The 26,765-nt window shown below is 56.6% G+C and carries 16 protein-coding genes and 1 riboswitch; of the genes, 8 read left to right on the top strand and 8 right to left on the bottom strand.

What is annotated here, in order from left to right; genetic code table 11:
- The 3 genes from WMW72_RS13455 (at position 1) to WMW72_RS13445 (ending at position 5,612) form a co-directional block, all read left to right on the top strand.
- On the top strand, positions 1-2,610 hold the full coding sequence (locus WMW72_RS13455; protein WP_341415993.1) for a CBM35 domain-containing protein: 2,610 nt from the start codon (positions 1-3) through the stop codon (positions 2,608-2,610).
- A 39-nt stretch (positions 2,611-2,649) separates the two neighbouring features.
- The gene (locus WMW72_RS13450; protein ID WP_341415992.1) at positions 2,650-4,998 is read left to right on the top strand and encodes a glycoside hydrolase family 95 protein; all 2,349 of its coding nucleotides are present in this window, start codon (positions 2,650-2,652) and stop codon (positions 4,996-4,998) included.
- Positions 4,999-5,342: 344 nt separating this feature from the next.
- Complete coding sequence (locus tag WMW72_RS13445) at positions 5,343-5,612, top strand: hypothetical protein (RefSeq protein WP_341415991.1); 270 nt, start codon at positions 5,343-5,345, stop codon at positions 5,610-5,612.
- Here WMW72_RS13445 and WMW72_RS13440 read toward each other — a convergent pair.
- On the bottom strand, positions 5,602-6,495 hold the full coding sequence (locus WMW72_RS13440) for a carbohydrate ABC transporter permease (protein ID WP_341415989.1): 894 nt from the start codon (positions 6,493-6,495) through the stop codon (positions 5,602-5,604). The two genes, WMW72_RS13445 and WMW72_RS13440, sit on opposite strands and share 11 nt — an antisense overlap.
- 21 nt (positions 6,496-6,516) lie before the next feature.
- Positions 6,517-7,488 (bottom strand): ABC transporter permease, encoded by a 972-nt coding sequence (locus WMW72_RS13435; protein ID WP_341415988.1) that lies wholly within the window; start codon positions 7,486-7,488, stop codon positions 6,517-6,519.
- A gap of 172 nt (positions 7,489-7,660) precedes the next feature.
- On the opposite strand from WMW72_RS13435, the gene WMW72_RS13430 reads away from it, so the two are divergent.
- From WMW72_RS13430 to WMW72_RS13420, 3 genes are all read left to right on the top strand, one after another.
- On the top strand, positions 7,661-9,211 hold the full coding sequence (locus tag WMW72_RS13430; protein ID WP_341415987.1) for a response regulator: 1,551 nt from the start codon (positions 7,661-7,663) through the stop codon (positions 9,209-9,211).
- A complete protein-coding gene (locus WMW72_RS13425) occupies positions 9,180-10,961 on the top strand; it encodes a cache domain-containing sensor histidine kinase (RefSeq protein ID WP_341415986.1) in 1,782 nt (593 codons plus the stop codon). Before WMW72_RS13430 ends, WMW72_RS13425 begins: the two co-directional genes overlap by 32 nt.
- A gap of 147 nt (positions 10,962-11,108) precedes the next feature.
- Entirely contained in the window at positions 11,109-12,725 is a 1,617-nt protein-coding gene (locus WMW72_RS13420; protein ID WP_341415985.1) for an ABC transporter substrate-binding protein, read from the top strand.
- A 52-nt stretch (positions 12,726-12,777) separates the two neighbouring features.
- Here WMW72_RS13420 and WMW72_RS13415 read toward each other — a convergent pair whose 3' ends face one another.
- A complete protein-coding gene (locus WMW72_RS13415; protein WP_341415984.1) occupies positions 12,778-13,674 on the bottom strand; it encodes an AraC family transcriptional regulator in 897 nt (298 codons plus the stop codon).
- 129 nt (positions 13,675-13,803) lie between these two features.
- Here WMW72_RS13415 and WMW72_RS13410 point away from each other — a divergent pair, with 129 nt between their 5' ends.
- Together WMW72_RS13410 and WMW72_RS13405 are read left to right on the top strand one after the other, a co-directional pair.
- On the top strand, positions 13,804-17,151 hold the full coding sequence (locus tag WMW72_RS13410; RefSeq protein ID WP_341415983.1) for a DUF5107 domain-containing protein: 3,348 nt from the start codon (positions 13,804-13,806) through the stop codon (positions 17,149-17,151).
- Positions 17,152-18,102 (top strand): aldose epimerase family protein, encoded by a 951-nt coding sequence (locus WMW72_RS13405; RefSeq protein WP_341415982.1) that lies wholly within the window; start codon positions 17,152-17,154, stop codon positions 18,100-18,102.
- Positions 18,103-18,255: 153 nt separating this feature from the next.
- Here the strand turns inward: WMW72_RS13405 and WMW72_RS13400 are convergent, their stop codons facing one another.
- From WMW72_RS13400 to WMW72_RS13380, 5 genes are all read right to left on the bottom strand, one after another.
- Positions 18,256-19,446, bottom strand: a complete 1,191-nt coding sequence (locus tag WMW72_RS13400) for a multidrug effflux MFS transporter (RefSeq protein WP_341416028.1) — start codon at positions 19,444-19,446, stop codon at positions 18,256-18,258.
- A gap of 302 nt (positions 19,447-19,748) precedes the next feature.
- On the bottom strand, positions 19,749-21,479 hold the full coding sequence (locus WMW72_RS13395) for an allophanate hydrolase (RefSeq protein ID WP_341415981.1): 1,731 nt from the start codon (positions 21,477-21,479) through the stop codon (positions 19,749-19,751).
- Positions 21,479-25,090: an urea carboxylase gene (uca, locus tag WMW72_RS13390; RefSeq protein ID WP_341415980.1), complete on the bottom strand. Its 3,612-nt coding sequence runs from the start codon at positions 25,088-25,090 to the stop codon at positions 21,479-21,481. Before uca ends, WMW72_RS13395 begins: the two co-directional genes overlap by 1 nt.
- The gene (locus WMW72_RS13385; protein WP_341415979.1) at positions 25,083-25,751 is read right to left on the bottom strand and encodes an urea amidolyase associated protein UAAP2; all 669 of its coding nucleotides are present in this window, start codon (positions 25,749-25,751) and stop codon (positions 25,083-25,085) included. The genes uca and WMW72_RS13385 overlap by 8 nt, the downstream gene beginning before the upstream one ends.
- Positions 25,752-25,753: 2 nt before the next feature.
- Positions 25,754-26,476 carry an urea amidolyase associated protein UAAP1 gene (locus tag WMW72_RS13380; protein WP_341415978.1) on the bottom strand — a complete coding sequence of 241 codons (723 nt, stop codon included), beginning with the start codon at positions 26,474-26,476 and terminating at the stop codon, positions 25,754-25,756.
- A 65-nt stretch (positions 26,477-26,541) separates the two neighbouring features.
- Positions 26,542-26,650, bottom strand: a riboswitch (guanidine-I (ykkC/yxkD leader).
- Positions 26,651-26,765: the final 115 nt, after the last annotated feature.

Genomic DNA, 26,765 nt, shown 5'->3' with positions numbered 1-26,765 from the left:
ATGCGTCAAAAAATCCGGTTTATTCCCAAATTGCTGATCGCTTTGCTGACGACAGGGCTGGCGTTATCCTTGCCCGGCGCTTCGTGGGCGGAGGCTTCTGAATCTTCATCCCTGCAAGCAGTGTCTGCTGCAAGCTCGGCTTCTTATGTTTATGAAGCCGAGGCTGCTGCGAACACCTTCACCGGTCATGCGGGTGCAGCGGATTGTCAGCCTTGCTCGGGCGGTAAAAAAGCAGGAAATCTGTACGGAGGCTCCTCGCTCCAATTTAATGAGGTGCAGACCTCTAAGGCCGGTGTCTACACGATGACCGTGCATTATATCTCGGGCGATCCAAGGGCGGCGTCTATTGCCGTAAATGGGGCAGAGGCGGAGAACTTCAATTTCCCCAAGACGGCGGACTGGAACACGCTCGGCACCTACGACATTCAGATCGATCTGAAGCAGGGCAGCAACACGATTCGCTTCGACGACGGGGGCGGCTACTCGCCTGACATCGACAAGATCGAGCTGAGGCTGGATTCGGAGGGCGATGGTGTTCCAGCTGGCGATGGCAGCATCGGTGACCTGGGCAAGCAGGTTCAAGTTTCCCAATACGGCCCGATCACGCTGACGGAGTACACGTCGGGCCTCAAGGTTGCGAGTCCTTCCTACGAGCTGCTGTACAATACGTCGACCGGCCTGTCCCAGTACAATTGGAACAACAAAACGGTTGTGCAGGGCGTGTACAGCGCCATCCAACTGGACCGGCTGGTCGCCAGCACAGAGTACGACCGGCATGTGTTCAGCCGCAAGGATGTGGACACCTTCAAGGACGAGACGGGCAAAGGCATCCGGATTACTGTGAGCAACGAGAAAGCCGGACTGCCGACCTTGAAGCAGAGCTTCTACCTGTATAACAACGCCCCATATCTGCTGACTGAAGCGTCTGCTTCGCAAGCCGGCGGGCTGACAACCAGCTATATCGCTCCGGTGGTTGTCCATGCACGGGGCGGCGTCAATATCGGCACCTATGGCGACAACCGGGTGCTGGTCACACCGTTCGATAACGACAGCTGGTCGCGTTACCAGGCGAAGACGATCAACACGAGGCTGAACACTGGCAGCTATGTCAGCTCGGAGCTGACCGCCATCTACGACAACACCAGCCGCAAGGGGCTTGTGCTTGGCTCGGTGACGCATGATACGTGGAAGACCGGGATCGCCTGGAGTGGCACGGATAACAAGCTGAACGAGCTGCGTGTCTTCGGCGGCTTCACTTCCCAGGCTTCCACCCACGACAGCCTGCCGCATGCCGCCGTCTCGGGCCGGACCGTCACCTCTCCGAAAATTTTCATCGGGTTCTACGACGATTACCGTACTGGGCTTGAGAGCTATGGCCAGGTTAATGCCGCGATTGCACCGCCTCTGGCCTTTGGCAAAAATATTCCGAAGGGCGTGCCGGTCGGCTGGAACAGCTGGGGAGCGTACGCCGAGCATCTGAGCTATGACAAGGCCGTGGAGGTGTCGAACTACTTCAAGGAACATTTGCAGCACGAATCCTTTGCTAATAAAGGGAATTTTTACATCAACCTCGACTCCTACTGGGATAATATGACAGACCAGCAGTTGTCCGACCTGGTGAAGCTGATTCGCCGCAACGGCCAGAAGGCGGGCATCTACTATTCTCCGTTCGTATACTGGGGAGATAATCTGGAGCAGCCGGTCGAAGGAACGGACGGCAAGTACAAGTATAGCGACATCGTGCTGCGCGATGCGGGGGGCCAAGTGCTGCCCAAGCTGGACGGCGCGTATGCCGTAGACCCTACGCATCCGGCGTCCAAGCAGCGGATCGATTACTACATGAACCGCTTCAAGAAGCACGGCTTCGAGTATATCAAGGTCGATTTCCTGAGCCACGGCTCGTTGGAAGGCAAGCATTACGACACGAAGGCGCAGACCGGCATCCAGGCTTACAATCAAGGTATGGCCTATCTCAACAAAGCGATCGACGGCAAGATGTTCATCAGCGCGTCCATCGCGCCGCTGTTCCCGAGCCAGTATGCGCACAGCCGCCGGATCTCCTGCGATGTGGACGGCAGTCTCGGCAGCACGGAGTATCAGCTGAACAATCTGACCTACGGCTGGTGGCAGAACGGCACAATCTATCCGTACACCGATCCTGACTATATGACCCTGCTCAAGGGCGGATCGTATGAGGGTGCTAAGTCCCGTGTCAATGCAGCAGCGATCTCGGGTACCGTGTATCTCAGCTCGGACGATGTCAGCAACGCTACCGCCCGGGTGTATATGGAACAGCTTTTGACAAATCCAGAAGTGAATGCGGTTGCGCTGAAAGGAAAAGCCTTTCAGCCTGTCGAAGGAAATACAGGCACGAAATCCGCGGACCTCTTCGTGCTGGAAGACCGGGGCACGTATTACCTGGCGGTGTTTAACTTCACCCAGGATGCGGTGGACCGTGATATTGACCTGAGCCGCGCCGGGATTACACGTGGAGGTGGCAAGACTCTCCAAGTGAAGGATCTGTGGACCGGTCAGACGCAGAAGGCGGACGGCTCGCTGAAGGTATCGCTCAAGGGAGCCGAGTCCAAGCTGTTCAAGATCGGGCGCTGACAAGAAGGGCAGGCTCAGCTACGAAACGGAGGGTGCAAGATGCAAGAGTTGAAGCTGTGGTACTCGGGTCCTGCCTCCGGCTGGGCCCAGGGGCTTCCGCTCGGCAACGGCAGGATGGGGACGATGGTCCTCTCCTCGCCGGACCGGGAGGTATGGAGCCTGACGGAAGTCACCTATTGGTCGGGGCAGGCCGAGCCGGTTCAGGGCAGGTCCAATACCAAGGGCGATCTGGCGCAGATGCGCCGGCATTTTTTTGAAGGAGACTTCCGCGCCGGCGATCAGCTGGCCAAGGAGCACCTGCAGCCGCCGAAGCTTAACTTCGGTACCAACCTGAGCCTGTGCGACGTGATCCTCGACTGGGAGCAGACGGAGCGCGGGCAGAGCGCCGATTCCTCGTTCCGCCGGGAGCTGGATTTGCATGAGGCCGTAGCCCTGTCTACAGGCACAAAGGATGGCCATGAGCTGCGAAGGGAGACGTTCGCTACTCATGCCGATGATCTGATCGTATCCCGGTTGTGGACCGACGACCCGCAAGGAATTTCCTTTACTCTGCGGGTGGAAGGCCGTACCGCCGAGTTCAGCAGCGAGACTCGGGAGCCGGGGACGATCGTCTTCACGGGGCGCGCTGTGGAGGACATGCATAGCGACGGAGCCTGCGGCGTATCCTGCCGGGGGCTTATCCACGTTGCCGTCCGAGGCGGCTCGGTGACGGCGGCTGACGGAGGAACGGTCCGCGTGGAACAGGCGCAGGAGGCGTGGGTTTACACGGCAGTGAACACGGATTACCGCCAGACGGATGAAGCTTGGAAGGAGAAGTGCTTCCGGCAGCTGGAGCAGGCGCTGGAGCTTGGATACGACCGGCTCCGGGAGCGTCATCTGGCCGATTACCGGCCGCTATTCGAACGGGTGAAGCTCAACCTCGGCCGTTCGGCTCATGCAGAGCTTCCCACCGATGAGCGCATCCGCCGGTTCAAGGGACAACTGCAAGATGATCCGCAGCTGTATGTGCTCTTCTTCCAATACGGCCGTTACCTCACGCTGGCCGGCTCCCGCTCGGACTCGATCCTGCCTCTGCATCTGCAGGGCGTCTGGAATGACGGCGAAGCGAACCGGATGGCGTGGAGCTGCGACTATCATCTGGACGTTAATACGCAGATGAATTATTTCCCGGCGGAAATTGTGAATCTGGCTGAAAGCCACGAACCCTTAATGCGTTATGTACGCAGTCTCGCTGAGGCAGGACGGTCTGCGGCGCGCCATTATTACGACGCGGACGGCTGGGTGACCCATGTGTTCTCCAACGCTTGGGGCTTCGCCTCGCCGGGTTGGGAAACGTCCTGGGGGCTGAATGTGACGGGTGGGCTGTGGATCGCGACGCATCTGATGGAGCATTACGATTACGGACAGGATGATACATTCCTGGCCGAAGTGGCATACCCGGTGCTGAAGGAGGCCGCTGCCTTCTTCCTGGATTATATGGTTATTCATCCGGAGTACGGCTGGCTGGTGACCGGGCCTTCCAACTCGCCGGAGAACAGCTTCTACGCAGGCCAGCCGGGGTCTGAGAAGGACGAGGCGCAGCAGCTCTCCATGGGATCTACGATGGACCAGGTACTGGTCCGGGATCTGCTGACCTTCTGCCAGAAGGCGGCCCGGAAGCTGGAGGTGGATGCAAGCCTACAGCTCAAGTGGGAAGCGGCTTTGTCACAACTGCCTCCGCTGATGATCGGCAAGCGTGGTCAGCTGCAGGAATGGCTGGAGGATTTCGGGGAGGCACAGCCGGAGCATCGCCATCTGTCCCATCTGTTCGCCCTGTACCCGGGCAGCCAGATTACACCGCATCATACGCCGGAGCTGAGCGCAGCAGCCGAGGTGACCCTGCGTAACCGGATGGAGAGAATCGATCTGGAGGACGTAGAGTTTACAGCGGCGTTATTTGCCTTGTTCTTCGCCAGGCTGCATAAAGGCGATCGGGCCGAGCACCATATCAGCCACCTGATCGGCGAGCTATGCCTCGATAATCTGCTGACCTTCTCCAAATCCGGCATCGCCGGGGCGGAGGCGAATATTTTCGTCATCGACGGCAATTTTGGCGGAACGGCGGCCATCGCGGAGCTGCTGGTGCAAAGCCATGAGGGCGAGCTTCATCTGCTTCCAGCGCTGCCCGCCAGCTGGCCGGACGGCTCGGTGCAGGGCCTGCGGGCTAAGGGGAACCTGGAAGTGAGCCTCACCTGGGCGAACGGCCGACTGGTCAGCGCCGTGATCGAGGCGCGTTCCGCCGTAGCGGTCCGGGTGTACAACGGTTCCCAGAACCGCCTGCTGGAGCTAGCGCCCGGCGACGTCCATGTGCTGGACGCCGAGCTTCAGCCTTTGGCGGCGGTTCAGTAAGCCGCTATCTCAACCAAGGAAAGACAACTGCAGGGCAACCTGATGCAGTTGTCTTTTTTTCTAGGGGCCTTCGTGCGCCCTGCATCAAAATAACCTATCGGAAAGGAATGGTTTCATAGTCTGGTCGAGACTTATCGAAACCGAATCCTATGCACCAATCAAGCGGCGAGGCGGTCTGAGCGGAACGGTCGACCTGTTGTTCATGAAGTTTCCCGTCAAAGAGAGGTGGACCGGAGCGAACCACACAGAGGATGGAGGGGGCGTCCTGGGTGACGGTTGGGATCATCCAGGGAACGGGGCTGTATCTGTTTTAAAGACTGGATTCGGGGGAGCTGGAATATTCTGTGAATGGTAAGTCGTATCGCCAGATCGGTTCTTCACAGAATAGTGTCCGTTCGCCTACCGGTTCGTGGTCGCCATGCTGGCTGGCAAACCAACTGAACCCATCGGAGCCTGCAGGAACCTGCAGGAGCCTGCGCGGGGTGCAAGTCTCTGTACGCAGCACAAGGCTCCGCGATGAGCGGAGCCTGGGGACGCGCGTGCAGGTGCTGAGAATCATACTGGTCCATGATGGGGAGGCCGGCTACCTAGGCCAGCTTGGCGCTAGCTCTTGATTGCGCCCATCATGATCCCTTTTACGAAATATTTCTGCACGAACGGGTAGACCAGAATAATCGGCAGCGTGGCGACCATATTCACGGCCATCCGAATGCTTTCACTGGAAACCGGAAGACGCTTGGAGCTCTGCGAGAGCTGCTGGGCGTCTGACATCATGGACGCGGTCTGGAACTGGTTTAGAATTTTCACCAGCACGGCCTGCAGCGTCTTCAGCTCGGGCTTGTAGGTGTACACATACGAGTCGTACCAGGAGTTCCAGTGGCCGATGGCGAGGAACAGGCCGATGGTGGCCAGCGCAGGCACGCAGAGCGGAAGCATGATGCGGAAGAAGATCTGCAGGTCGTGAGCGCCGTCGATCTTGGCGGATTCCTCGATTTCCACGGGAATTTGCTCCATGAAGGTGCGGACGAGAATCATTAGGAACACGTTGATTGCTCCAGGGAAAATGTACACCCAGAAGGAATCGATCAGCCCGACGGACTTGATGACCATATAGGTCGGAATCAAGCCCCCGGCGAAATACATGGTGAAGACGAAAAAGAACGAAAAGTATTTCCACCCGAGCAGCGAGCGCTTGCTGAGCGCATAGGCCAGCATGGAGATGAAAAAGACGGACACCGCCGTTCCTGCTATTGTCCTCAGTACGGTCACCCGGATGGCGCTCCAGATTTCCGGATTGCGGAAGATGGTCATATAGCTTTCGAGCGTGGGCATTCTGGGCCAAAAATATAGGCCGCCCTTGAGCGTATCGGTCGCATCGTTGAGCGAGATGACAAAAATATTCCAGAACGGATAAAAGGTCGCCACAAAGACCAGGGATAAAAACACATACAGTGAAGCGTCGAAAAGCTGCTCCGGGATGGATTTGCGCGCAAGCATACGAAGGACCTCCTAAGTCGATTAGAATAAGGACTGGCCGTTGAGCTTCTTGGCCGTGTAGTTGACGATCAAGACGATGATGAAGGCCACGACGGAGCTGAACATGCCGACCGCCGACGCATAGGAAAGCATCCCGTTCTGAATCCCATAACGGAAGGAATAAGTAGACAGCACATCCGAATAGTCGCGCGTCAGGTCATTGCCGAGCAGGAAGTGCTGATCGAAGCCCGCGTTCAGCACGCCGCCGAGCGCCAGGATCAACAGGATGACAATCGTCGGCTTCAGGTGGGGCAAGGTGATGTAGCGAATCTGCTTGAGCCGGGATGCGCCGTCCACCTTGGCCGCCTCGTACAGCTCCGGATTGATCGAGGAGATGGCCGCCAGATACATGATCGAGTTATAGCCCATGTCCTTCCACGTATTGCCCAGCGCGACGATCCACCAGAAGTACGGCGCATGCTGCAGAAAGAGAACGCTCTCATTGGTAATGCCGAAAAACTTCAGCAAGCCGTTGACCGCGCCGTCGGAGGACAGCAGCGTTACGATAATGTTGGCCGCAATGACCCAGGAGATAAAGTACGGCAGGTAGGAAACCGTCTGCACGGTCTTCTTAAAGCGGACACTCTTGATCTCGTTGATCGCGATGGCGATCAGAATCGGCATCGGGAAGGAGAACAACAGCGTGATGAGCGTCGAGGCCAGCGTATTGCGCATGACGATCAGAAAGTCGCCGTTGCCAAAGAAATATTGGAACCACTTCAAGCCGACAAACTCGCTGCGAAATAAGGTTTGCCAGAACCCGCCCAAGGTAGGCTGGTAATTGACGAAGGACATATACAGCCCGACCATCGGCGTATAGGCGAAGATCAGCGCCCAGATCAGGGCGGGCAGCATCATCAGAAACAAATATTTCTGCTGACGGAAGGTCGTGAGCAGCTTGCGCCGGGGGATCGCAAGTCCTGCTTGCTCCCGGATGACCAGTTCGTTTTTCATAGGGCACCTCGCATCTCAAGTTAACTCACATTATAAGATTCCCCAAAATTGAGGTCGATATGGCATTGTAACGAAAGATGCCTGAAAATAACTTACATTGCTCTGGACCCATAGTGAAGTATCGTGAAATCACTATAATAGATGTAGATCGAGATACAGGGAGGGGAAGCGATTGTATAGCCTATTTCTAGTAGACGATGAAGAACTGGAGCTTGAGATGATGAGGGATTATATCCGGTGGGAGGAAATGGGGCTCTATGTGGCGGGTACGGCCGTCAACGGGAGGGATGCCATGGAGAAGATCGAATCGATCCAGCCTGACATCGTTATCACCGATGTCCAGATGCCGATGATGAACGGCTTGGACCTGGCGAAGGCTATCCGGGAGCGGTACGAGTGGATGCAGTTCGTATTCCTGACCGGCCACGACGAATTCAACTATGTGAAGTCGGCCTTGAATGTAGGAGCTGTCGGTTACTTATTGAAGCCGCTCGATCTAAGTGAGATTGTAAGCGTTATCGAGAAAGTGAACCAAAAATGTGAGGAGGTACGGATGAAGAACCGCTCGATTCGAGCAACCAAGTCTACGATTCTGAAGGAGTTGATCGTTGAGAAGCAGGAGGAACGCCTCCACAATCTGGCGGCCAGCTATCGCAAGCTGTCCCGGCATGCCGAGAATGGCCGCTACGGTCTCGCTCTGCTTCAATTGGACCAGACCAGCATAGGGGAGCAGAAGTTGACGCTGGAACAGGCAGTCGGCCAACTGATCGGTTTCCTCGAGAGATGGCTGTCGGGTAAGAAACTGGAATCCGATATAGTTTCCTTCAAGGAAGGGGAGATCGGCATCGTCATGGACGCCAGGCACCGACCAGGGTATTATGCCTGGCAGGATGCGGCGGAATTGCTGCGGCAAACGCTGCCGTTCACGGTGACGATTGCGATTGATGAGCAGGAGAAGGAGCTTTCGCAGCTTCAAGTTCTGTACCACCAGACCAAGACCATTCTGGAGGCATTGTTCTATGTAGGCAAGGGCAGAGTGATCAGTCTGAGGGACGTCCAGAAGCAGTGGGAAAGCGAACAGGCTCCCCCTTTTCCGGAGTCGGAGTGGCTGGAGACGATCAACCGGCATGAGCTGGACGAAGCGCAACGTATGCTCCGGGAGTATGTAACGAAGCTTGTGACACTCCGCGTCGCCAAGAAAAAAGTCCGCGACGGGGCGATTGCGCTCATCGAGCATGTGCTCGGGCAGATCCATGAGCCGATGCTGGAGGGGGAAAAACGGGCGGAGCTGTATCACTCGATCTACCAATGCGAGACGATCTACGACATCGAGGCCCTCCTGCTGGATACGGTCCGCGATGCGGCGGCATCCGTCCGGCAGCGGTTCGCTGACAAGAACGCCAAGCTCGTGCATCAGGTGCGGACGCTGATCGATCAGAGCTTCGACCAGCCGCTTACGATCAACAGCCTGTCGGATCAGGTCTACTTGTCCCCGAATTACTTGAGATCGATATTCAAGGATAAGATGGGTATCACGATCCATGATTACTTAACGAGAATCCGGTTGGATAAGGCCAAGGAATATCTGGCCGACGAATCGCTGAAGGTCCAGGATATCGCGCAGAAGGTCGGCTATGAGAGCACCTCCTACTTCATCTCCCTATTTCTGAAAAACCAAGGAGTAACGCCCAATGAATACCGAAAACATCTCCTTCTGGGATAAATACGTCCGTCGTCTGCCGGTTGTTCGGCAAGGGTTGTTCGCTAGGCTCCGACTGCGGCATAAGTTCTTCCTGATCTTTCTGGGGGTGATCATCCTGCCGTTCTCGATCCTGATCTATTACTCCTATAGCTCCACCCGGAGTACGGTCACAGAGCAGACCTATACGGCCTTGAATGTCACCTTGGCCCAGATCAATACCAACGTCGAGAAAAGGCTGGAGTATTACAATCAGCTGTCCAACCTGTTGTATATGGATGCCCAACTTCGCAACTACTTATCGACGGATTATGAGCAGGCGTATGATTACCTGGATGCTTTTCAATATATCAACCGGATGCTCCCTTCGCTGATGACACTGAATTCCAACTTGCAAAATATATCGATCTATACGGACAACAAGACGCTGTATTCGGATGATCAGTATGTGAGACATATGGAGGAATTGCCCCCTGCCTTGAAGCGAAGGGCGCTGGAGGCAGCGGGGAATACGGTGTACACGCATTCGGAAGCCTATAAGACGGAGGATGCGCACTTCACGCTGGCCCGTTCCTTGAGCTATTTCAGCCTGCAGCATCCGTATGGCATTCTAACCTTCGATATCAGCGACAATGAGCTATACTCTCTAATCAAGATGGAGAATAACAACAAAAGGGTGTTTATCATCGATGAGCAGGGATGGATCATCAGTCATGGCGACCGGAGCCTGGATTCCAACCGGCTGTTCGACCTGTATCCGATTCAGAGTCAGCTTCAGGACAAGGAAAAGCATTTCGATATGCGGATTAACGGACAGAATCGCTACTTCACGTACAAAAAGCTGAGCAACGGCTGGAGCACGGTCATCACTGTCCCCTATGATGAACTGCTGTCCAATACGAACAAGGCGACGAAGAAAATCATCTGGTATTCCGTCCTTACGATCAGCGTCGCGATCCTGCTGCTGTATATGACGACCAAGCTGCTGACCAAGCGGATCGAGGTGCTGCTGCAGCAGATTCGCAAGGTGGAGCGGGGGGATTTTCGGTTATCCGTGAATCCGAGGGGCTATGACGAGGTGGATCAGCTTTCCTTTGCCTTTCACAAGATGGCATCGACCATCCAGACCTTGATTAAGGATGTCTATGTAAAGGAGATCGCTAGGAAGGAATCGGAGCTGAACACGCTTCAGGCACAGATTAATCCTCATTTCCTCTACAACACCTTGTCTTCCATTTCTTCGCTCGCTATGAAGGATGGCGCGATGCAGGTTCACCGCATGGTGAATTTTCTGGCCAAGTACTATCGGGTGTCCTTGAACAAGGGTAAGCGGATCATCATGCTCAAGCAGGAGATGGATCTGGTTCAGAATTATGTGGCGATTCAGGATATTCGTTTCCGCAATAAACTGCATATGCATTACGACCTTGACGAAGGGCTATTCCAGCGCTCGACAATCAAGCTGATCGTCCAGCCCTTTATTGAGAATTGCATCAACCATGCGATGTGGGACGAGTCGGGGATCAACATTAAGATCCAATTAAAACGGGAAGGACCAGATATCTTGCTGCGCGTCATTGACGATGGAATCGGCATGACCCCAGGCCAACTGGACAGCGCCCTGCAGAAAAGCGAGCATGCATCCGGCTACGGTATCAAAAACGTCGATGACCGGATCAAGTTGACTTATGGCAGCGAGTACGGCGTCTCGATGTTCAGCAGACCGGGCATCGGCACGGCCGTCACGATCCGGATTCCTTACAATCCTGGGTGAATCAGTCCGGGATAGCGCTTTCCCGAAGGAAAGGCGGTTTCCATTATGAATTGGTAATTTGCGTTATAGCTAATTGAACTCTCCGTTTTTACAATTAGACATGTACTCAGGCACCAGACTAAGTGACTTCGGAAAGGGGTTCAGGTTATGAAGGTAATCAAAGGAATGCTAGCGGCAGGGCTAGTTGTAACGGCGATATCTGGCTGCAGCGACAATCAGAAGGCAGCTCCTGCTCAGGGGAATGGCGGCACAGACGCGGGGAGTACGGCGCCCATCACCTTGACCTGGTTCGACAAAAATACGGGGGATGCATTCACGAACCCGGTAGCCAAGGTGATTACGGAGAAAACAGGCATCACCCTGGAAATTCAGCAGCCGACGGGTAATCCCGTGGAGAAGCTGAATCTGATGCTGGCGAGCGGCGATCTGCCGGATGTTGTGATGCTGGATCGTGGAAGCGATATCATGAACAAGTATATTTCCTCGGGCGCGGTTGTCCCGCTCAATGAGCTGCTCGACAAGTACGGGCCGCATATCAAGGAGATGTATGGCGATACGCTCGCCAAGACCCGCAACGAGGATGGCAAAAATTATTACTTCGCCAATTGGTACGGGCTGGAGAAATATCCGGTGTTCGGCTTTATGATGCGTATGGATATCATGAAGGAGCTCGGCGTCGGGGCTAAGGTGAATAACGGCGAGCCATTTACCGCAGAAGAATTTGAAAGCTTGCTTGTGAAGTTCAAGGAAAAATACCCGGCGATCGACGGCAAGGAATCGATCGGAATGACGTTGAACGGTGAAAATATCGGTGGCGTGACCGGGAGCTTCAAAGGAATGTTCGGCATGAAGCCGTATTATGAAGTGGGCGGAGAACTGAAGAAGGACGTTCACGATCCGCGTTACCTGGATATGGTCAAGTTCTTGAATTCCTTGTACCGCAAGGGACTGCTCGACAAGGAATGGGCAACCATGAAGACGAAGCAATTCGAGCAAAAGCTGGCAGCTGGCAACGTATTCGCTACGGCCGACGCACTCTGGAACGTAGGCAAGCCGAACTCGCTATTGAAAGCCGAAGCCCCAGATCAGTCCAAGAAGGATGAGCGTCAGTTCTATCAATACAAGGTGCTCGCTCCAGGCGTGCAGGCGAATCAGACGACCTACGGTCCGAAGAGCTCCCTGGGCTGGGATGGCGTAGCCATTACCCGGTCCAATAAGGACCCGGTGAGAACGATGAAGCTGCTGGACTTTCTGGCTAGCGAAGAAGGGCAATATTTGCTCATGTGGGGCGTAGAGGGTACACACTGGGACAAGAAGGACGGCAAGCATGTGCCGCGTCCGGAAGTGCTGGAGGCGTTCAATAAAGACTGGGACGGAGCCTCGCGGAAAACGGGCATCCGCAAGTGGACGTGGATGCTCAAGAACGGCCCGGGCTCCGACGGCACGCCCTATGACCTGATCGGCCGTTTCAACAGCGATCCGGTCACCGATCTGGCGGTGAAGAACCTGGCGGACACATCGTTCGACACCGCGCCTTATGATAATCTCGGCCCGGCGGGCGGCACCCCGGAAGCGATTATGGAGACCAAGGTGAACGATACCGTCAATAAGTATTTCCTGAAGATGGCGCTTGCGCCAACCGAGGAGCAGGTGACGGAGCTGTACCAGCAGATGCTGAAGGAAGTCGAGGCGGCCGGTCTGGCCAAGCTGGAGAAAATCTACACGGATAATTATAAGAAACGCCAGAAATTATGGAATCACTAACCGCATACACGAAGGAACCCGCCTCGGGATGAGGCGGAAGCAAGCGGGAAAGCTACCCCTTCCGGGTATTTCGATAATCGGAAGGGGACTTTCCCATTATTTGTTTGAACAGGCGGGAGAAATAGTACGGGTCCTGGAAGCCCAGCCGGTGGCTAATTTCCTTCACGCTGTCCCTGGTCAGGTCCAGATTGCTGCAGGCAAGCTGAATCTTCAGACGCAGGAAATAATCGATCGGGGAATAACCGGTAGCCTCCTTGAACTGGTGGGTGAAATGGGGAACCGATACCTTTGCCTGAGCAGCTAGCTCCTTCAGCGTTAAGCGGCTCTCCAGATGGTCCATCATATATCGGATCGTATGAGCCAGGTCGGTACGGCTGTGCGGCAGAGCCGCCTGCGGCTGCAGCCGGGCATTCCGTAGGATAGCGGCCAGATGCCCCGCCACCTGGGACACATAGATCATATGATTCAGCGTATACCCCTGCTCCAGCAGCTCATAACCTTCTTGGAACAGCTCCGCCACTTGCCGGGTCTTCTCCAGCGTCAGCGTCACCGCCTCGTCGCCGGGGCCGAGGTCTCCGAAGTAAGCCTCTACTTGCTCTCCTTTCATATGCCACCAGTAAATACTCCAGGGATGGTCCTCGGAGGAACCATAGGCGTGAGGAATGCCCGCTGGCAGGAGGATGGCTTGGCCCTGCTGAAGAGTGTGCTTGCGGCCTCCATCCAGCAGGTACCAGCCTTCTCCTTCCATGCAGCAGATGAGGATTTGCACTTCGATGCCTTGCGGCCGCTCCATATAGTGATGAAGTGCGCGGGGGTAATATCCGGTATCCGTCACATAGATCGGGCGGACAAGCGGGTGCTGGGCCGCCTCGTCACAGATATGCGCGGGCAGCACGATTAATCGTTCGGAGCGAAATCCGTCGGGCTTACGTAAAGGTTGATTTTCCATACATAGAGTATACGGCAAAAATCATCAGATCGTCCATCATCCTCATGAGATCGTCAATGGCTGTTACGCTCGTATGCCGGTAAGATGAGAGCTAGATCCGATGTTCAAGTGAAGAAAGGATGAGCTGATATGGTCAAAACGATACAGACTGAAGAAGCAGTGAAGGTTTGGGAAGAGACAGTAGACCTTCCCACTTATGAGGTCGGAAAGCCCGATGCCAATCCGATGTTTCTGGAGAAGCGCGTTTATCAGGGCAGCTCAGGACGGGTATATCCGTTGCCGGTGATCGACAAGATCTATGATGACAAGGTGCAGAAGCCTTACCGCATCGTGTTTCTGGAGAATGAGTATCTGTCCATCCAGATCATGCCGGAGCTTGGCGGTCGGATCTACCGGGCTATCGATAAGACCAATCACTATGATTTTGTCTATCACAATCAGGTGATTAAGCCGGCGCTGGTGGGTCTGGCGGGACCGTGGATTTCCGGCGGCATCGAGTTTAACTGGCCCCAGCATCACCGTCCAAATACCTTTGGACCTGTGGAATACAAAGTGGAGACGAATACGGACGGAAGCAAGACGGTATGGGTGGGAGAGATCGACCGCATGTACGGAACCAAGGTATCGACAGGCTTTACGCTGTATCCGGGCAAAGCGTACCTGGAAATCCAGGCTCAGCTGTACAACCGTACGCCGCAGCCGCAGACGTTCCTGTGGTGGGCGAACCCGGCTGTCGCGGTCAACGACGACACGCAGTCTGTTTTTCCGCCGGATGTGCATGCTGTCTTCGATCATGGGAAGCGGGATGTGTCCAAATTCCCGATCGCAACCGGTACCTACTATAAAATGGACTACTCGGCCGGCGTAGATATTTCCAAATACCGCAACATTCCGGTGCCGACCTCTTACATGGCCTACCATTCCGACTATAACTTTGTCGGCGGCTATGATCACGGCGTGAATGCTGGCCTGCTGCATGTCGCGAACAAGCATGTTTCTCCGGGGAAGAAGCAGTGGACCTGGGGACACGGGGAATTCGGGCAAGCCTGGGACCGCAACTTGACTGATGAGGACGGGCCGTATATCGAACTGATGACCGGGGTGTATACAGATAATCAGCCGGATTTCACCTGGCTGCAGCCTTACGAGGAGAAAAGCTTCAAGCAGTATTTCATGCCGTACAAGCAGATCGGGATGGTTAAGAACGCTTCGATCGAGGCGGCCGTGAATCTGGAGGTGGTAGGTACGCGAGCGACCGTTCAGGCCTATGCGACTTCCGTGTACGAAGAGGCACGCATCCTGCTGAAGAGAGCGGGGGAGATCTGTCTGGACCGGACGGTAAGACTGTCCCCGGTGGAGCCGTTCCTGGCTGAGGTCGAGCTGGGTGAAAATGTGCGGGACGAAGAACTGCAGGTTCTCGTACTGTCCTCTCAGGGCAAGGAACTGATCGCTTACCGGCCGAAGCCGAAAGGAATCGAGCAGATTCCCGATCCGGCAGAAGCCATCGGGGCTCCAGAGAAGCTGGCAAGCACGGAAGCGCTCTACTTGGCGGGCCTTCACCTGGAGCAGTACCGCCATGCGACTTATGAGCCGGAGGCGTATTACCTGGAAGGCCTCAAGCGGGACCCTGGGGACATTCGCCTGAACAATGCCTACGGTCGGCTGCTGCTGCGCCGGGGCTGCTTCGAGCAAAGCGAAGCTTGCTTCCGCAAGGCCATCGAAACGCTGACGCGTCATAACGCGAGACCGTATGACACCGAGCCATTCTATCAACTGGGCCTGGCGCTGAAATGGCAGGGCCGGCTCGAGGAGGCATATGAAGCCTTCTACAAATCGGTATGGTCGGCGGCGTGGCAAGGAGCGGGGTATTTCGCACTGGCACAGATTGCGTGCGAGCAGCAGGAGTACGAAGAGGCGCTTGAGCTGATCGAACGGTCGCTGAACGTGCAATACCGTCATTACCAGGCCCGTATGCTGAAAAGCGTCGTCTTGAGAATGCTCGGACGGCTGGAGGAGGCAGAATGGCTGGCGCTGGAGACTATCGGGCTCGATCCGATGGAATTCAGCGCCAGCCAGGAGCTCGTCATTATCTATAAGGAGCTGGATCGTCCTGATGATGCCCTAGAGGCGCAGGAGAACCTGACGGTATTGATGCGGGATGATGCCCATAACTACATGGCTCTGGCACAGGATTACGCCGATGCCGGTCGTTATGAGGAAGCGCTGGCTGTCCTGGAGCGGATCGCGGGCCTGAACCGGACGGACGTGTATCCGATGATCCGTTATTACCAAGCCAGCTACAGCCTGAAGCTGGGAGATCCGACTAAAGCCGGTCTGTATTATGACTTGGCGGCTAAGGCAGACTCGATCTACTGCTTCCCGAATTCTCTCCATGATTATGCGGTGCTGAAGCAGGCGACAGCCTTGCAGCCAGAGGACGCCAAGGCGCTGTACTATCTGGGCAATCTTCTGTATGACAAGAAGCGGCATGAGGAGGCCATCTCTTGCTGGGAAGTCTCAGTTGAGCTGGATAGCAGCTTTGCCACGCCGCTTCGCAATCTCGCGCTGGCCTATTACAACAAGAGAAATCAGCCGGAGCAGGCGCTGCAGGCACTGCAGGCCGCTTTCGAACGAAACACTTCAGACGCACGGGTCTTCTATGAACTGGATCAGCTATATAAAAAGCTCGGCTACGCGCCGGAAGCCCGTTTGCAGGACCTGGAGAAGCATCTGGGGCCGGTCAAGCTGCGCGATGATCTGTTCCTGGAATATATCACGCTGCATAATCAGATGGACCGGCATGAAGAAGCGCTCCGTCTGATCCTGAGCCGGAACTTCCACCCGTGGGAGGGTGGAGAAGGCAAGGTGCCGGCCCAATATGTGCTGGCCCGTGTCGAAATCGCCAAGCGTCTGCTGAGCCAGGGAGACGCCGAGGAGGCGGTACGGCAGCTGCTCGAGGCTAAACAGTATCCGCTTAATGTGAATGAAGGCAAGCTGGAAGGTGCCCAGGAGAACAATATTGATTATTATCTGGGGATTGCCTATGAGCAGTTGGGCTTAGACAGCGAAGCGGAGGCGGCTTTCTTGAAGGCATCGGAAGGATTGGATGAGCCGGCCAGCGCCATGTATTACAACGATCAGCCTCCGCACATGATTTTCTATCAAGGAGCTGCCCTTCGCAAGCTCGGGAAGGAGCGTGAGGCGAGAAGCCGATTCAACAAGCTTGTGGATTATGGAGAAAAGCATCTGTTCGATCAGCCTGGGCTCGATTACTTCGCCGTATCGCTGCCGGATTTTCTCGTCTTCGACGACGATCTGACCAAGCGAAATCAGCTTCACTGTCATTATATGATGGGACTTGGCCATCTGGGACTGGGCAAGCTTCAGCAAGCGGAGGAGCATTTCCGGCAGGCGCTTGAGCTTGAGCCCCATCATCAGGGAGCAGCGCAGCATCTCTTGCTTTGCTCGGAAGCGTGAATGACTATGACATGGAATCTTCATAAGGTCGATGGGTATGCCGCATGGACCGGGCGGACCCCGGCGATGCAGGTCACGCTGCTCCCGGAGCTGGGCGCCAAGATGATTTCGCTGCAGAACCGGCTGTCGGGCCGGGAGTGGTTGTCTCGTGCTCGCGCAGATAGACCGCTCGGCAATAGCGGCTATGGGAGTTCATTCGCCTCCAGCGACGGAAGCGGGTGGGATGAGATGTTTCCGACGATCAATGCTTGCCGGTACCCGGAGCATCCTTGGATGGAGACGGCTCTTCCCGATCATGGAGAGGTGTGGTCCATACCTTGGCAAGCCGAGGCGTCACTGGGTCAGCTTCATTGCAGCGTTCAAGGAGTAAGGCTGCCTTACCGTTTGGATAAAACGTATTCGTTTTCCGCGGAGGACCGGCTGCGGATTGATTATACGGTGACGAATCAGAGTCCGTTCCCATTGTCCTTTCTGTGGGCGGCTCATCCGTTATTCCACATCGAAGAAGGCATGGAGGTGCGAGTGCCCGAGGGGCTTGACGAAATAGCGGTTTCCTTTTCAGAAGGCGGCCGCTTGGGGACCAGGGGAACACGGCTGTCATGGCCGCAGCCGGATCGGCACGATCCTGATCTTCGGCTGAACAGGACCGGAGGCGGGCAGGAGCGGACGGCGGAGAAATTTTATTTCACCGGCACGCTGCCTGAGGGCAAAGCCTCCTTGTACGATCCGCGGAAGCGGGAGGGCATCACCTTGTCCTTTCCTGTGGAGAAGGTGCCCTATCTCTCGGTGTGGGCCAACTATGGCGGTTATCTGGGCCAGTATCATCTGGCGTTGGAGCCGGCAACTGGATTTCTGGACGACTTGGCTGATGCGATGGATCAGAGAGCTTCCGCCACTGTAGGGGCGGGGGAGACGTATACGTGGTATGTGGAGGTTAGCTGGGAAGGGTAGCCGGTATATAAATCAAGCTATAGCAAACAAGCCAAGCCATAAAAAAACAAGCAGCGTAGAGCCTGGAAGACCAGACTTAGCTGCTTGTTTGCTTATAACGAAGATGGTCAACGCCCCGCTTCACATCTCCTTTAGTGCAAATGAGTAAGCATGTTACTCCTGGGTAATGAACTTTTTACTGAAAAGCCACAGGAAAACGCTTATTCCTAGGAAATACAAAGGCATGGTCATCAGTGAGCCGTTGTGAAGCGCACTCATGCCCCATGTCGTTAAACTCACCAGCAAGTAGTACCCCAAGCTGAACACAGCACCTGCGGTTCCTACCACATCCTGAAAACGGACAAGCGCCAAACTCAAGCAATTGGGCAGTGCAATGCCCGCTCCTAACAGCAGGATAAACACCGTGAGCAGCATGCCCATGGATACGGCGAGATCGGGCAGCATGTTAAGGCTATCCAGACTGCTAACGATGGTGAGCAGGAAAGCCCCAGCCGTCATCACCAGACAACCGTTATGAATGGTTTTCTCTGGAGCTTGGACGGTCAACAGTCTTTTCGACACCATGGCACCAATGACCGAGGCCAGGGCGACGATCACGCCGAGCAAACCATACACCCCCGGGGAGACTCGGAAGTGTTCGATAAAGATGAAGGGAGCTTCCGCATAGTAGCTGAATAAGATGCCATTGATGCCCCCGATGAGTAACCCGAACACCAGGACACGCGGTAACGCCAGCATTCTTTTCAGAATCGGAAGAATCGCGACCTTGTTCCTCTTGGATACATCGGTTGTTTCCGGCAATCTAAGAAAGGCATAGATCAGCAAGAAGACACTCATGGCCACAAGGCTGAAGAAAACCGCACGGAAGCCCAGCGCTTGATCGATCCATCCTCCAATCAGCGGCCCTACAGCCGGTGTAAAAGCAATGACGGCAGATATTTGCGCGAACATCGCATGCCGTTTCTGTCCCGAAACACTTTCACGAAGAATCGTTTGAGTAATGATCGATCCGGTAGCGGCTCCAAAGGCCTGGATGAAACGGCTCACAAGCAGCATAGAGATAGACTCGGAATACAAGCACATCAGGCTTCCAAGCCCGTATACCAGGAGACCGCCAAGCATAGCGGGTCTGCGACCGATACGATCCGAAAGCCAGCCCCACCCGAACACGCCCAACGCGAATCCGACAAAGTAGAGGCTTAAGGTAAGCTGCACGTCATTGCTGGAGACACCGAGAACTGCTGAAATATCCGGCAATGACGGGGTGTAGATCGTCTCGCTGATTTGTGGAAATGCCACAAGAACAATCATCAATAGTAAAGATGGTACTGCAACGTTTTTCATCATGGATTTGCCCTCCTACAGGCTTATAGTTCAAACCGATCGAACGATGAGCCTAGCTAGGGAAACGGGGGCTTCATGATAGCAATGCGACTAAAAGTCATCATGGTTTGATCACCTTTCCTTTTAAGTTGGCAGTAAAGAGGGTGGAGGGCCTCATATCATGATCTGCGAATAAGACAAATTGAACTTCCATGATAGCACAGGCGCCGGAATTCAAGCAAAGGGCACAGCATCGTATCCAATAGGTTGAGATGTAAAAAAAGGATGAAACGCATGCCTGCGCTCATCCTTGAGATATCCGGTTACGACTGAACCGCTGCCCGCCAGCCGCCGAAAGAGGTAATGTTTACGGCGCCTTGCACAGCAAAAGCTTCGCATACAAAGCCCGACACGAGCCGCCCGTCGCGGAGCTCGATCTTCCCTATCCCCAGTGGAGCGGGGATAGAGGCGGTGAAGGTGCCGAAGGACGCAGCCGGTATCTGCCAGAGCTCCACCGCAATCGATGAGCCGCCTTCCACAGTGCGGACAAGCCCCGGCTTGGCCGGCGAGGTGGGGAGCTTGTAAAGCTCATAGCTCTCCGCCGTAGCGGCTTCCTCCAGGAAGAAGGCACCTAGCCCCGTCATCTGAGGCTCCAGGGCAAGTCCTCGCATATGCAGTCCGCACACGGCGACGGTTATGAACTCCTGCTGTCGCAGGAAGAGATTGGCGGCAGGAACCAGGTTAGCCTCCTCCTCGGCCAGCGTGAACAAGGTGATGCCGAAGGGCAGCCGTTCGGCGGCATCGACAGAAGGCACCGCGATGGCGCTGAGATCCAGCAGGTTGCAGTGGTTCGTGAATTGGCCCATGCTGCGATTGGTGGCGATCGGATCCGTAGCGACCTGCTCGCGGGTCCAGGTCCCCCCGCAGGTCGGCAGCACGAGCACGGAGCCCCGGAGCAGCTCGGCTGTCAGATGCTTGATGGTCTGCAGCCGGTGCTGAGCGCGGAACAGAGAGGATGCGTCGAACTCCGTCCGGGTGCCGGAGCGCAGAATAGCTTCGGTGACCGGAAGCGTCGCCCCGGGATGGCGCTCCACGAAGGAGCCGAGGTCCGCCCAGCGCTCCGCGACCAGCGGGCCTTCGTACAGCAGGGCGGCGGCTTCAAGCAACAGTTCCGTATCGACTTCCCGGATCTTGACGCCGAGGCTCTGGATCCTCTGCCGGGTCTCCTGCCAGGCCTGCTCGTACGCCTCGGCGAACGGCCCGTAGAAAGCGGGCGGCTCCTTCGGCAGCAGCCAAGCGTCCGGCGAAGCGCTACGCTTCAGCGGACGGTCCCGCGAGAACGGATCGCCCTGGTCCCAGCCGCGAGCGGCCTGATCCACGGCCTCCGCATCTGCGACGCTGCGGGTGAAGACCGTGACGCAGTCGATGCTGCGGCAAGCCGGCACGACCCCGCGTGAAGGCCAAGCTCCCACGGCCGGCTTGTAGCCGATCAGCCGGTTCAGGGCAGCAGGCACCCTTCCTGAGCCGGCTGTATCCGTGCCGAGTGCGAAGGCCGCCTGACCCCGTGCTACCGCTACGGCCGATCCGGAGCTGGAGCCTCCGCTGATCAGCTCGTGACGCAGCGCGTTATGCGTGTCCCCGTAGGGACTCCGCGTGCCGACCAGCCCGGTGGCGAACTGGTCCAGATTCGTTTTCCCGACCGGAATGGCTCCGGCAGCAATAAGCCGTTCCACCACCGAGGCGTGCGCCTCCGGCGTATAGGCAAAGTCCGGGCAGGCGGCCGTGACCGGCCAGCCCGCTACCTCGATATTGTCCTTAATGGCAAAGGGAATACCCCACAGCGGGCAATCCGCAGGATCAAGCTCTTGAAGCCGCTCCAGATAAGGGGCGATGCGTTCCACCGACGGCGGCAGAATCCAGATATGCATCTCCAGGTCGCGGTTCGCCCGGTCTACAATAGCACGGACGACGTCCTCAGGCGTAAACGAGCCCCGGCGGTAGCCTTGCTGCAAAGCTTCTATAGATAACTCCAACGGTACGGATGACATCGACATCAGGCGGTCGCCTCCTCTAATGGATAAATGGCTGCCAGGCAGTCCCCGGATCTGACTTCGTCCCCGGCCTCAACATAGATGGAGGCGATGACGCCGTCGAACGGGGCGAATTGCGGGAATTCCATCTTCATACTTTCTTCCACGACTAGCACTTCACCCTTGCGCACCTGTTGGCCGGGGGTGACCAGCACCTTCCACACGCTGCCGGACATCGAACTGTTCACGCCGGAGCTGCCGGCAGGCAAGCTTTCCTGCTGTAGAGCGGAGGGCGGCTCAGGCTCGGAGACATGCTCGGCGATGCCGAGTTCCTTCCAATAAGCAAGCTCCTGCTTGAAGGCGCTTTGCTGCTGCTGGCGGAATAGAGAGGCTCCGTCCTGAATGCTGTCGGTCCACTTCAGATAGTCTCCCAGACGGAATGTAGTTTCCTCTACATCTACAAGGAAGTCGCCCCGAGGAAAATCTTCTCTCATCTGAAGCAGCTCCTTCTCAGAGACTGGATAAAACTGTATCTGATCGAAGAAGCGTAATAGCCATGGCTTCCCAGCTTCGAAATTCGGCGTAGAGCGGTGCTTGTTCCACATTTGCACGGTGCGGCCGACGAACTGATAGCCGCCGGGACCTTCCATGCCATACACGCACAGATACGCTCCGCCAATGCCGACGGCATTCTCCGGCGTCCAGGTTCGGGCGGGGTTGTACTTGGTCGTCACCAGCCGGTGACGCGGATCGAGAGGGACCGCTACCGGCGCGCCGAGATACACATCGCCTAATCCCATGACGAGATACGAAGCGTTAAAGACGACCTCTGCGACCTCCTCCAGTGACCCCAGTCCGTTCATCCGGCGTATGAACTCCAGGTTGCTCGGGCACCAGGGAGCATCCGGGCGGACATTTTGCTGATACCGCTCGATCGCCAGCTGGGTGGCCGGGTCATCCCAGGACAAGGGAAGCTTCACGATCCGGGATGGCACTTCGATCGAGCCGAGCTCAGGCAAGCTGAGGTCCATCTCGAGTACGATGGCCGCCGCTTCCTTCACCGTCATCTTGGACGGGTCCAGATGGATCTGCAGGGAACGGATGCCTGGTGTCAGCTCGACGAACGGGATACGGCCACTGCTGTGGATTTCCTCCATCAGGACATAGACCTGGAAGCGGTACAGCAGATCGAGCTCCCGCTCGCCATATTCGATCAGCAGGTTCTCATCGCCCGAGCAGCGGATAGCGATCGGAAACCGGCGTCCCGCTTCCTCATAGGCGATCAGCGGCGTATAGCCGCCCCGGGATACGGCCGGGAGGGAAGGGAGAACGGGCGCATCGCCCAATCGGGTCAAATAGTTCTCCTGCTCCAGCCGCAGCTCTTCGGCTTCCTCGACCGAAATCAGCATGAACCGGACCGTATCGCCGGGATGCAGTTGGCCAATCTTCCACAGCTCTGCCGTGGCCGTCGTGACAGGACAAACGAACCCTCCGAGACTCGGCCCGTCCGGTCCGAGTAGGATCGGCATATCTCCGGTCAAGTCAAGCGCGCCCACCGCATAGGCGTTATCGTGAATATTGGAAGGATGCAGGCCAGCGTCACCGCCGTCCTCCCGAGCCCAAAGTGGTGCTGGACCAATCAATCGAACACCTGTTCGTGAACTGTTGAAATGCACCTCCCAGGAAGTCTGCGTCAGCTGCTCCAGATAAGCCGGAAGCAGGTATTCTTCGGTGCAATGCGGTCCGGGAATGACGCCGATGGTCCATTCCTTGGCGAGCACGGGGCGGGAAGAGGCAGCTAAACCCAGAGGAGGCGTAGTCACGCCGCTCCTCTGAACAGCCAGAACAGAACCCGGACGGAGCGCGCCGCCTCCGTGACCTCCGAATCCGCCCAGCGTGAAGGTAGCTGCGCTGCCCAGGGTGAGTGGCATATCCAGCCCTCCCGCCACCAGCAGATAAGTCCGCATGCCGGCCTTAGCTTCGCCGAGAGAGAGCACGGCTCCTGAGGAGGCCTTCACCGGCGTATACAGCGGAACGGTCACGCCATCGAGCGTTGCTCCCATATCCGCTCCGGTCAGGCAGAATACGATATCGTCTCGGAACTGGAAGGAACCGCCCCGCAGCGTCATCTCAAGTCCCGCCGCTCCATCGGCATTGCCCAGCAGCCGGTTGCCCGTTCGGAAAGCAAGCCGGTCCATCGGGCCCGAAGGCGGAACGCCGATATCCCAGTAGCCGACCCGTCCGGGATCGTCCTGGACGGTCGTCTGTACCCCGCCGTCCAGCACTTCAATCGCATGCTCTCGAGGCCTGAAGGTCTGAAGCATCGTGGTATATACCCGGCCCTCCCCGAAAGCCGACGTTTGCAGAAAAGCTTCTATATAAGACTGATTGTTGGCAAGGCCGTAGACGCGCAGCTCTTGCAGGGCGGCGATCATCTGCCGAATGGCCGCTTCGCGGGTGTCGGCATGAACGATGATCTTGGCCAGCATAGGATCGTAAAGTGGTGTGACCTCCAGACCCGATTGAATCCAGGTTTCCACACGGGTGTTGTCCGGCAGGAGGATCTGATCGATCCGGCCGGTGCTCGGGCGGAAATCATGCTGGCAGTCCTCGGCGTAGAGCCGCACTTGCAGGCTATGCCCGGCAGGCTGACGGATTAGCTCCTGGAGGCTGCTCAGCTCGCCGGCCGCTTCCTTGATCATCCACTCGACCAGGTCGATACCCAATACCTCTTCGGTTACGCCATGCTCCACCTGCAAGCGCGTATTCACTTCTAGGAAGTAGTACTGCTGACGTTCGGGATCGTATAAGTACTCGACCGTCCCAGCGCTGCGGTAACCTGCGGTGAGTGCAAGCCCCCGGGCATGCTCCAGCATGCTGGTCCGGATGTCCGCAGGGAGAAGTGGGGCAGGTGTTTCTTCGATGATCTTCTGATTGCGTCGCTGTACGGAGCAGTCCCGCTCGCCGAGCGCAACGGCTTCGCCGCTGCCCGTGCCGAAGATCTGGACCTCGACATGCCGGGCCCGGGCAATGTAGGCTTCGAGAAACACGCCGCCGTCGTTAAAGTTAGCAGCCGCCAGCCTCGTGACCGAGTCAAAAGCCTGCCGCAGCTGCGACTCATCGGCGCAGATCCGCATCCCGATCCCGCCTCCGCCTGCCGTGCTCTTCAGCATGACCGGGTAGCCGATAGCTCCGGCGCTGCGAACGGCTTCTTCCGCGTCCGAGATCAGCCCGGTGCCGGGCAGCAGCGGAACTCCAGCCTGCTCCGCGATGGCGCGCGCGGTATGCTTCAGGCCGAACAGCTCGATTTGCTCGGGCGTCGGTCCGATGAAGGTGATGCCGCGAGCGGCGCAAGCTCGTGCGAATTCCGTGTTCTCGCTCAGAAATCCGTAGCCGGGATGAATCGCTTCCGCTCCGGTCTCCAGCGCCGTCTGCAGAATGAGCGAGGCATTCAGGTAACTGTCCTTGGCCGGTCCGTCTCCGATCCATACCGCTTCATCCGCCTGCTCGACATGCAGGCTGTCCCGGTCTGCCGTCGTATACACAGCCACGGAGGCGACTCCCATGGAGCGCAATGTGCGGATGATGCGCACGGCGATGGCTCCGCGGTTAGCAATCAGTACTTTGTTAAACATGAGCTTCGCCTCCATTCGTATCCCAGACGATGACTTCCGCCGGAGTAGGGTTATAGGCATTGCAAGGGTTATTCAGCTGCGGACAGTTGCTGATGAGCACGGTAACAGGGGATAGCGCGACCATCTCTACATAACGCCCGGGCCCGGATACGCCATCGGCGAAGGTTAGCTGGCCCTCCGGCGTCACCGGCACGTTCATGAAAAAATTCACGTTAGGCGCAAGCTCCCGCTTGCTATACTCGCTTCGGCTGGACAGCATCCGCATGAAGGTGTCACGGCAGTTATGCATCGGCAGCGTGTCATGGGCATAACGCACCGTGTTGCTCTGAGCGGAGCAGGCACCGCCGATCGTATCATGTCTGCCGCAGGTATCGGCGGTGATCTGAACCAGCTCCCGTCCGGATTCTGCGACTAGTGTAGAGCCTGCAGTCAGATACAGATTGCGCTGCTGCGCGATGGTCTTCACGGCGCTGTAGTGATCGCCAGGATCCCCGGTGGAGTAGAACAGCGTATCGACCGCCTGATTGCCCTCCACATCGACGATCCGCAGGATCTGGCCGGGAAGCAGGTCATGCAGCCAGCCGTCCCCGGCCGGAATGATGTGGGTATAGATTGCGTCTGCTTTGCTTCGTTCGCTGAACACAGGTTGGAATAGGCTCATCGTCAGTAAGCTCCCTTCGTTAATTTGTGGGCATTCCATGTGTTGTCAAAGGCGCGCCGGTTCTCGCTGCAATGCTGCACGCACTTGTCGTCCGGGCTGACGGGCTCCGCATTGGTGATCTGGACTTCGATGGCCGCCACGGGAAAGGCGGGGGAAGGGTTCAGCGGGTTGGGCGTGCTGGAGAACACCGCAAGCACATCCATTTCCGTGCGGAGCGTCACGTACCGTCCCGCTGTAGGCTGCTGGACATAGTGCATGTCACCGTTCAGCTCGCACACGACTTTCGAGAACAGGTTCAGTGGTACCGACAGATCACGCGCCGCAAGACCATGCCGGAACAGCTCGACCGTCAGGTTCTCCTCGCCGCTGCGCAGCCATTCGTTGCGGTGCGTCTGGAAGGAGGTCCCGCCATACTTGGCATCCGTGCCTTCACGCGTCGTATAACCGGATAGCGTATCATGCCAGCCAACGGTGTCCTCCGTAATGGAGACCAGTGCCCGGCCCTGATCGCTCATCAGAATATGGCCTGCGGACAAGAATGCGGTATGCTGCGCCTTAAGCGTGTCGGGCATGTTGTAGCGCTCGGCCGTGTGCCGGGCGTGATAGAACAGGCAAGAGAGATTGGCTTCATCTCCGTCCGCCGTGAATCGGAGCAGCTTGCCGCTGCTTACATAGGCGGACCACTTGTGGCCTGGCTGGAGCGTGATGGAATAAGCAGTTGTCATCGAGTTGCCTCCTCAGAAAAATAGTAAAAAGCCCGGGAGAATATCAAAAGAAGTCTTTTGATTCATTCTCCCGGGCTTTTGTCCCGCCGTGTACACCGGGTGCCATGGCATCGGTGCGTTTTCTCTCGGTCCAGGCAATCGCCGCAGCGATTCGGAACCCTAGAAAACCTTTGGTATGAAGTTTTGTCTTTGTGTTATGAATACTAACATAAAAATCCGAGATCAATCAATAATTATTTTTTGAGTGAGGTTTTGTGCTTATGGATCGAGGTATTTGCGTCTTTATAGA

It is taken from the genome of Paenibacillus filicis, from assembly GCF_038070315.1.
Classification (GTDB): Bacteria; Bacillota; Bacilli; order Paenibacillales; family NBRC-103111; genus Paenibacillus_G; species Paenibacillus_G filicis.
Note: the sequence above shows the minus strand (reverse complement) of the source record. Positions and strands in the feature narration are given on the sequence as shown.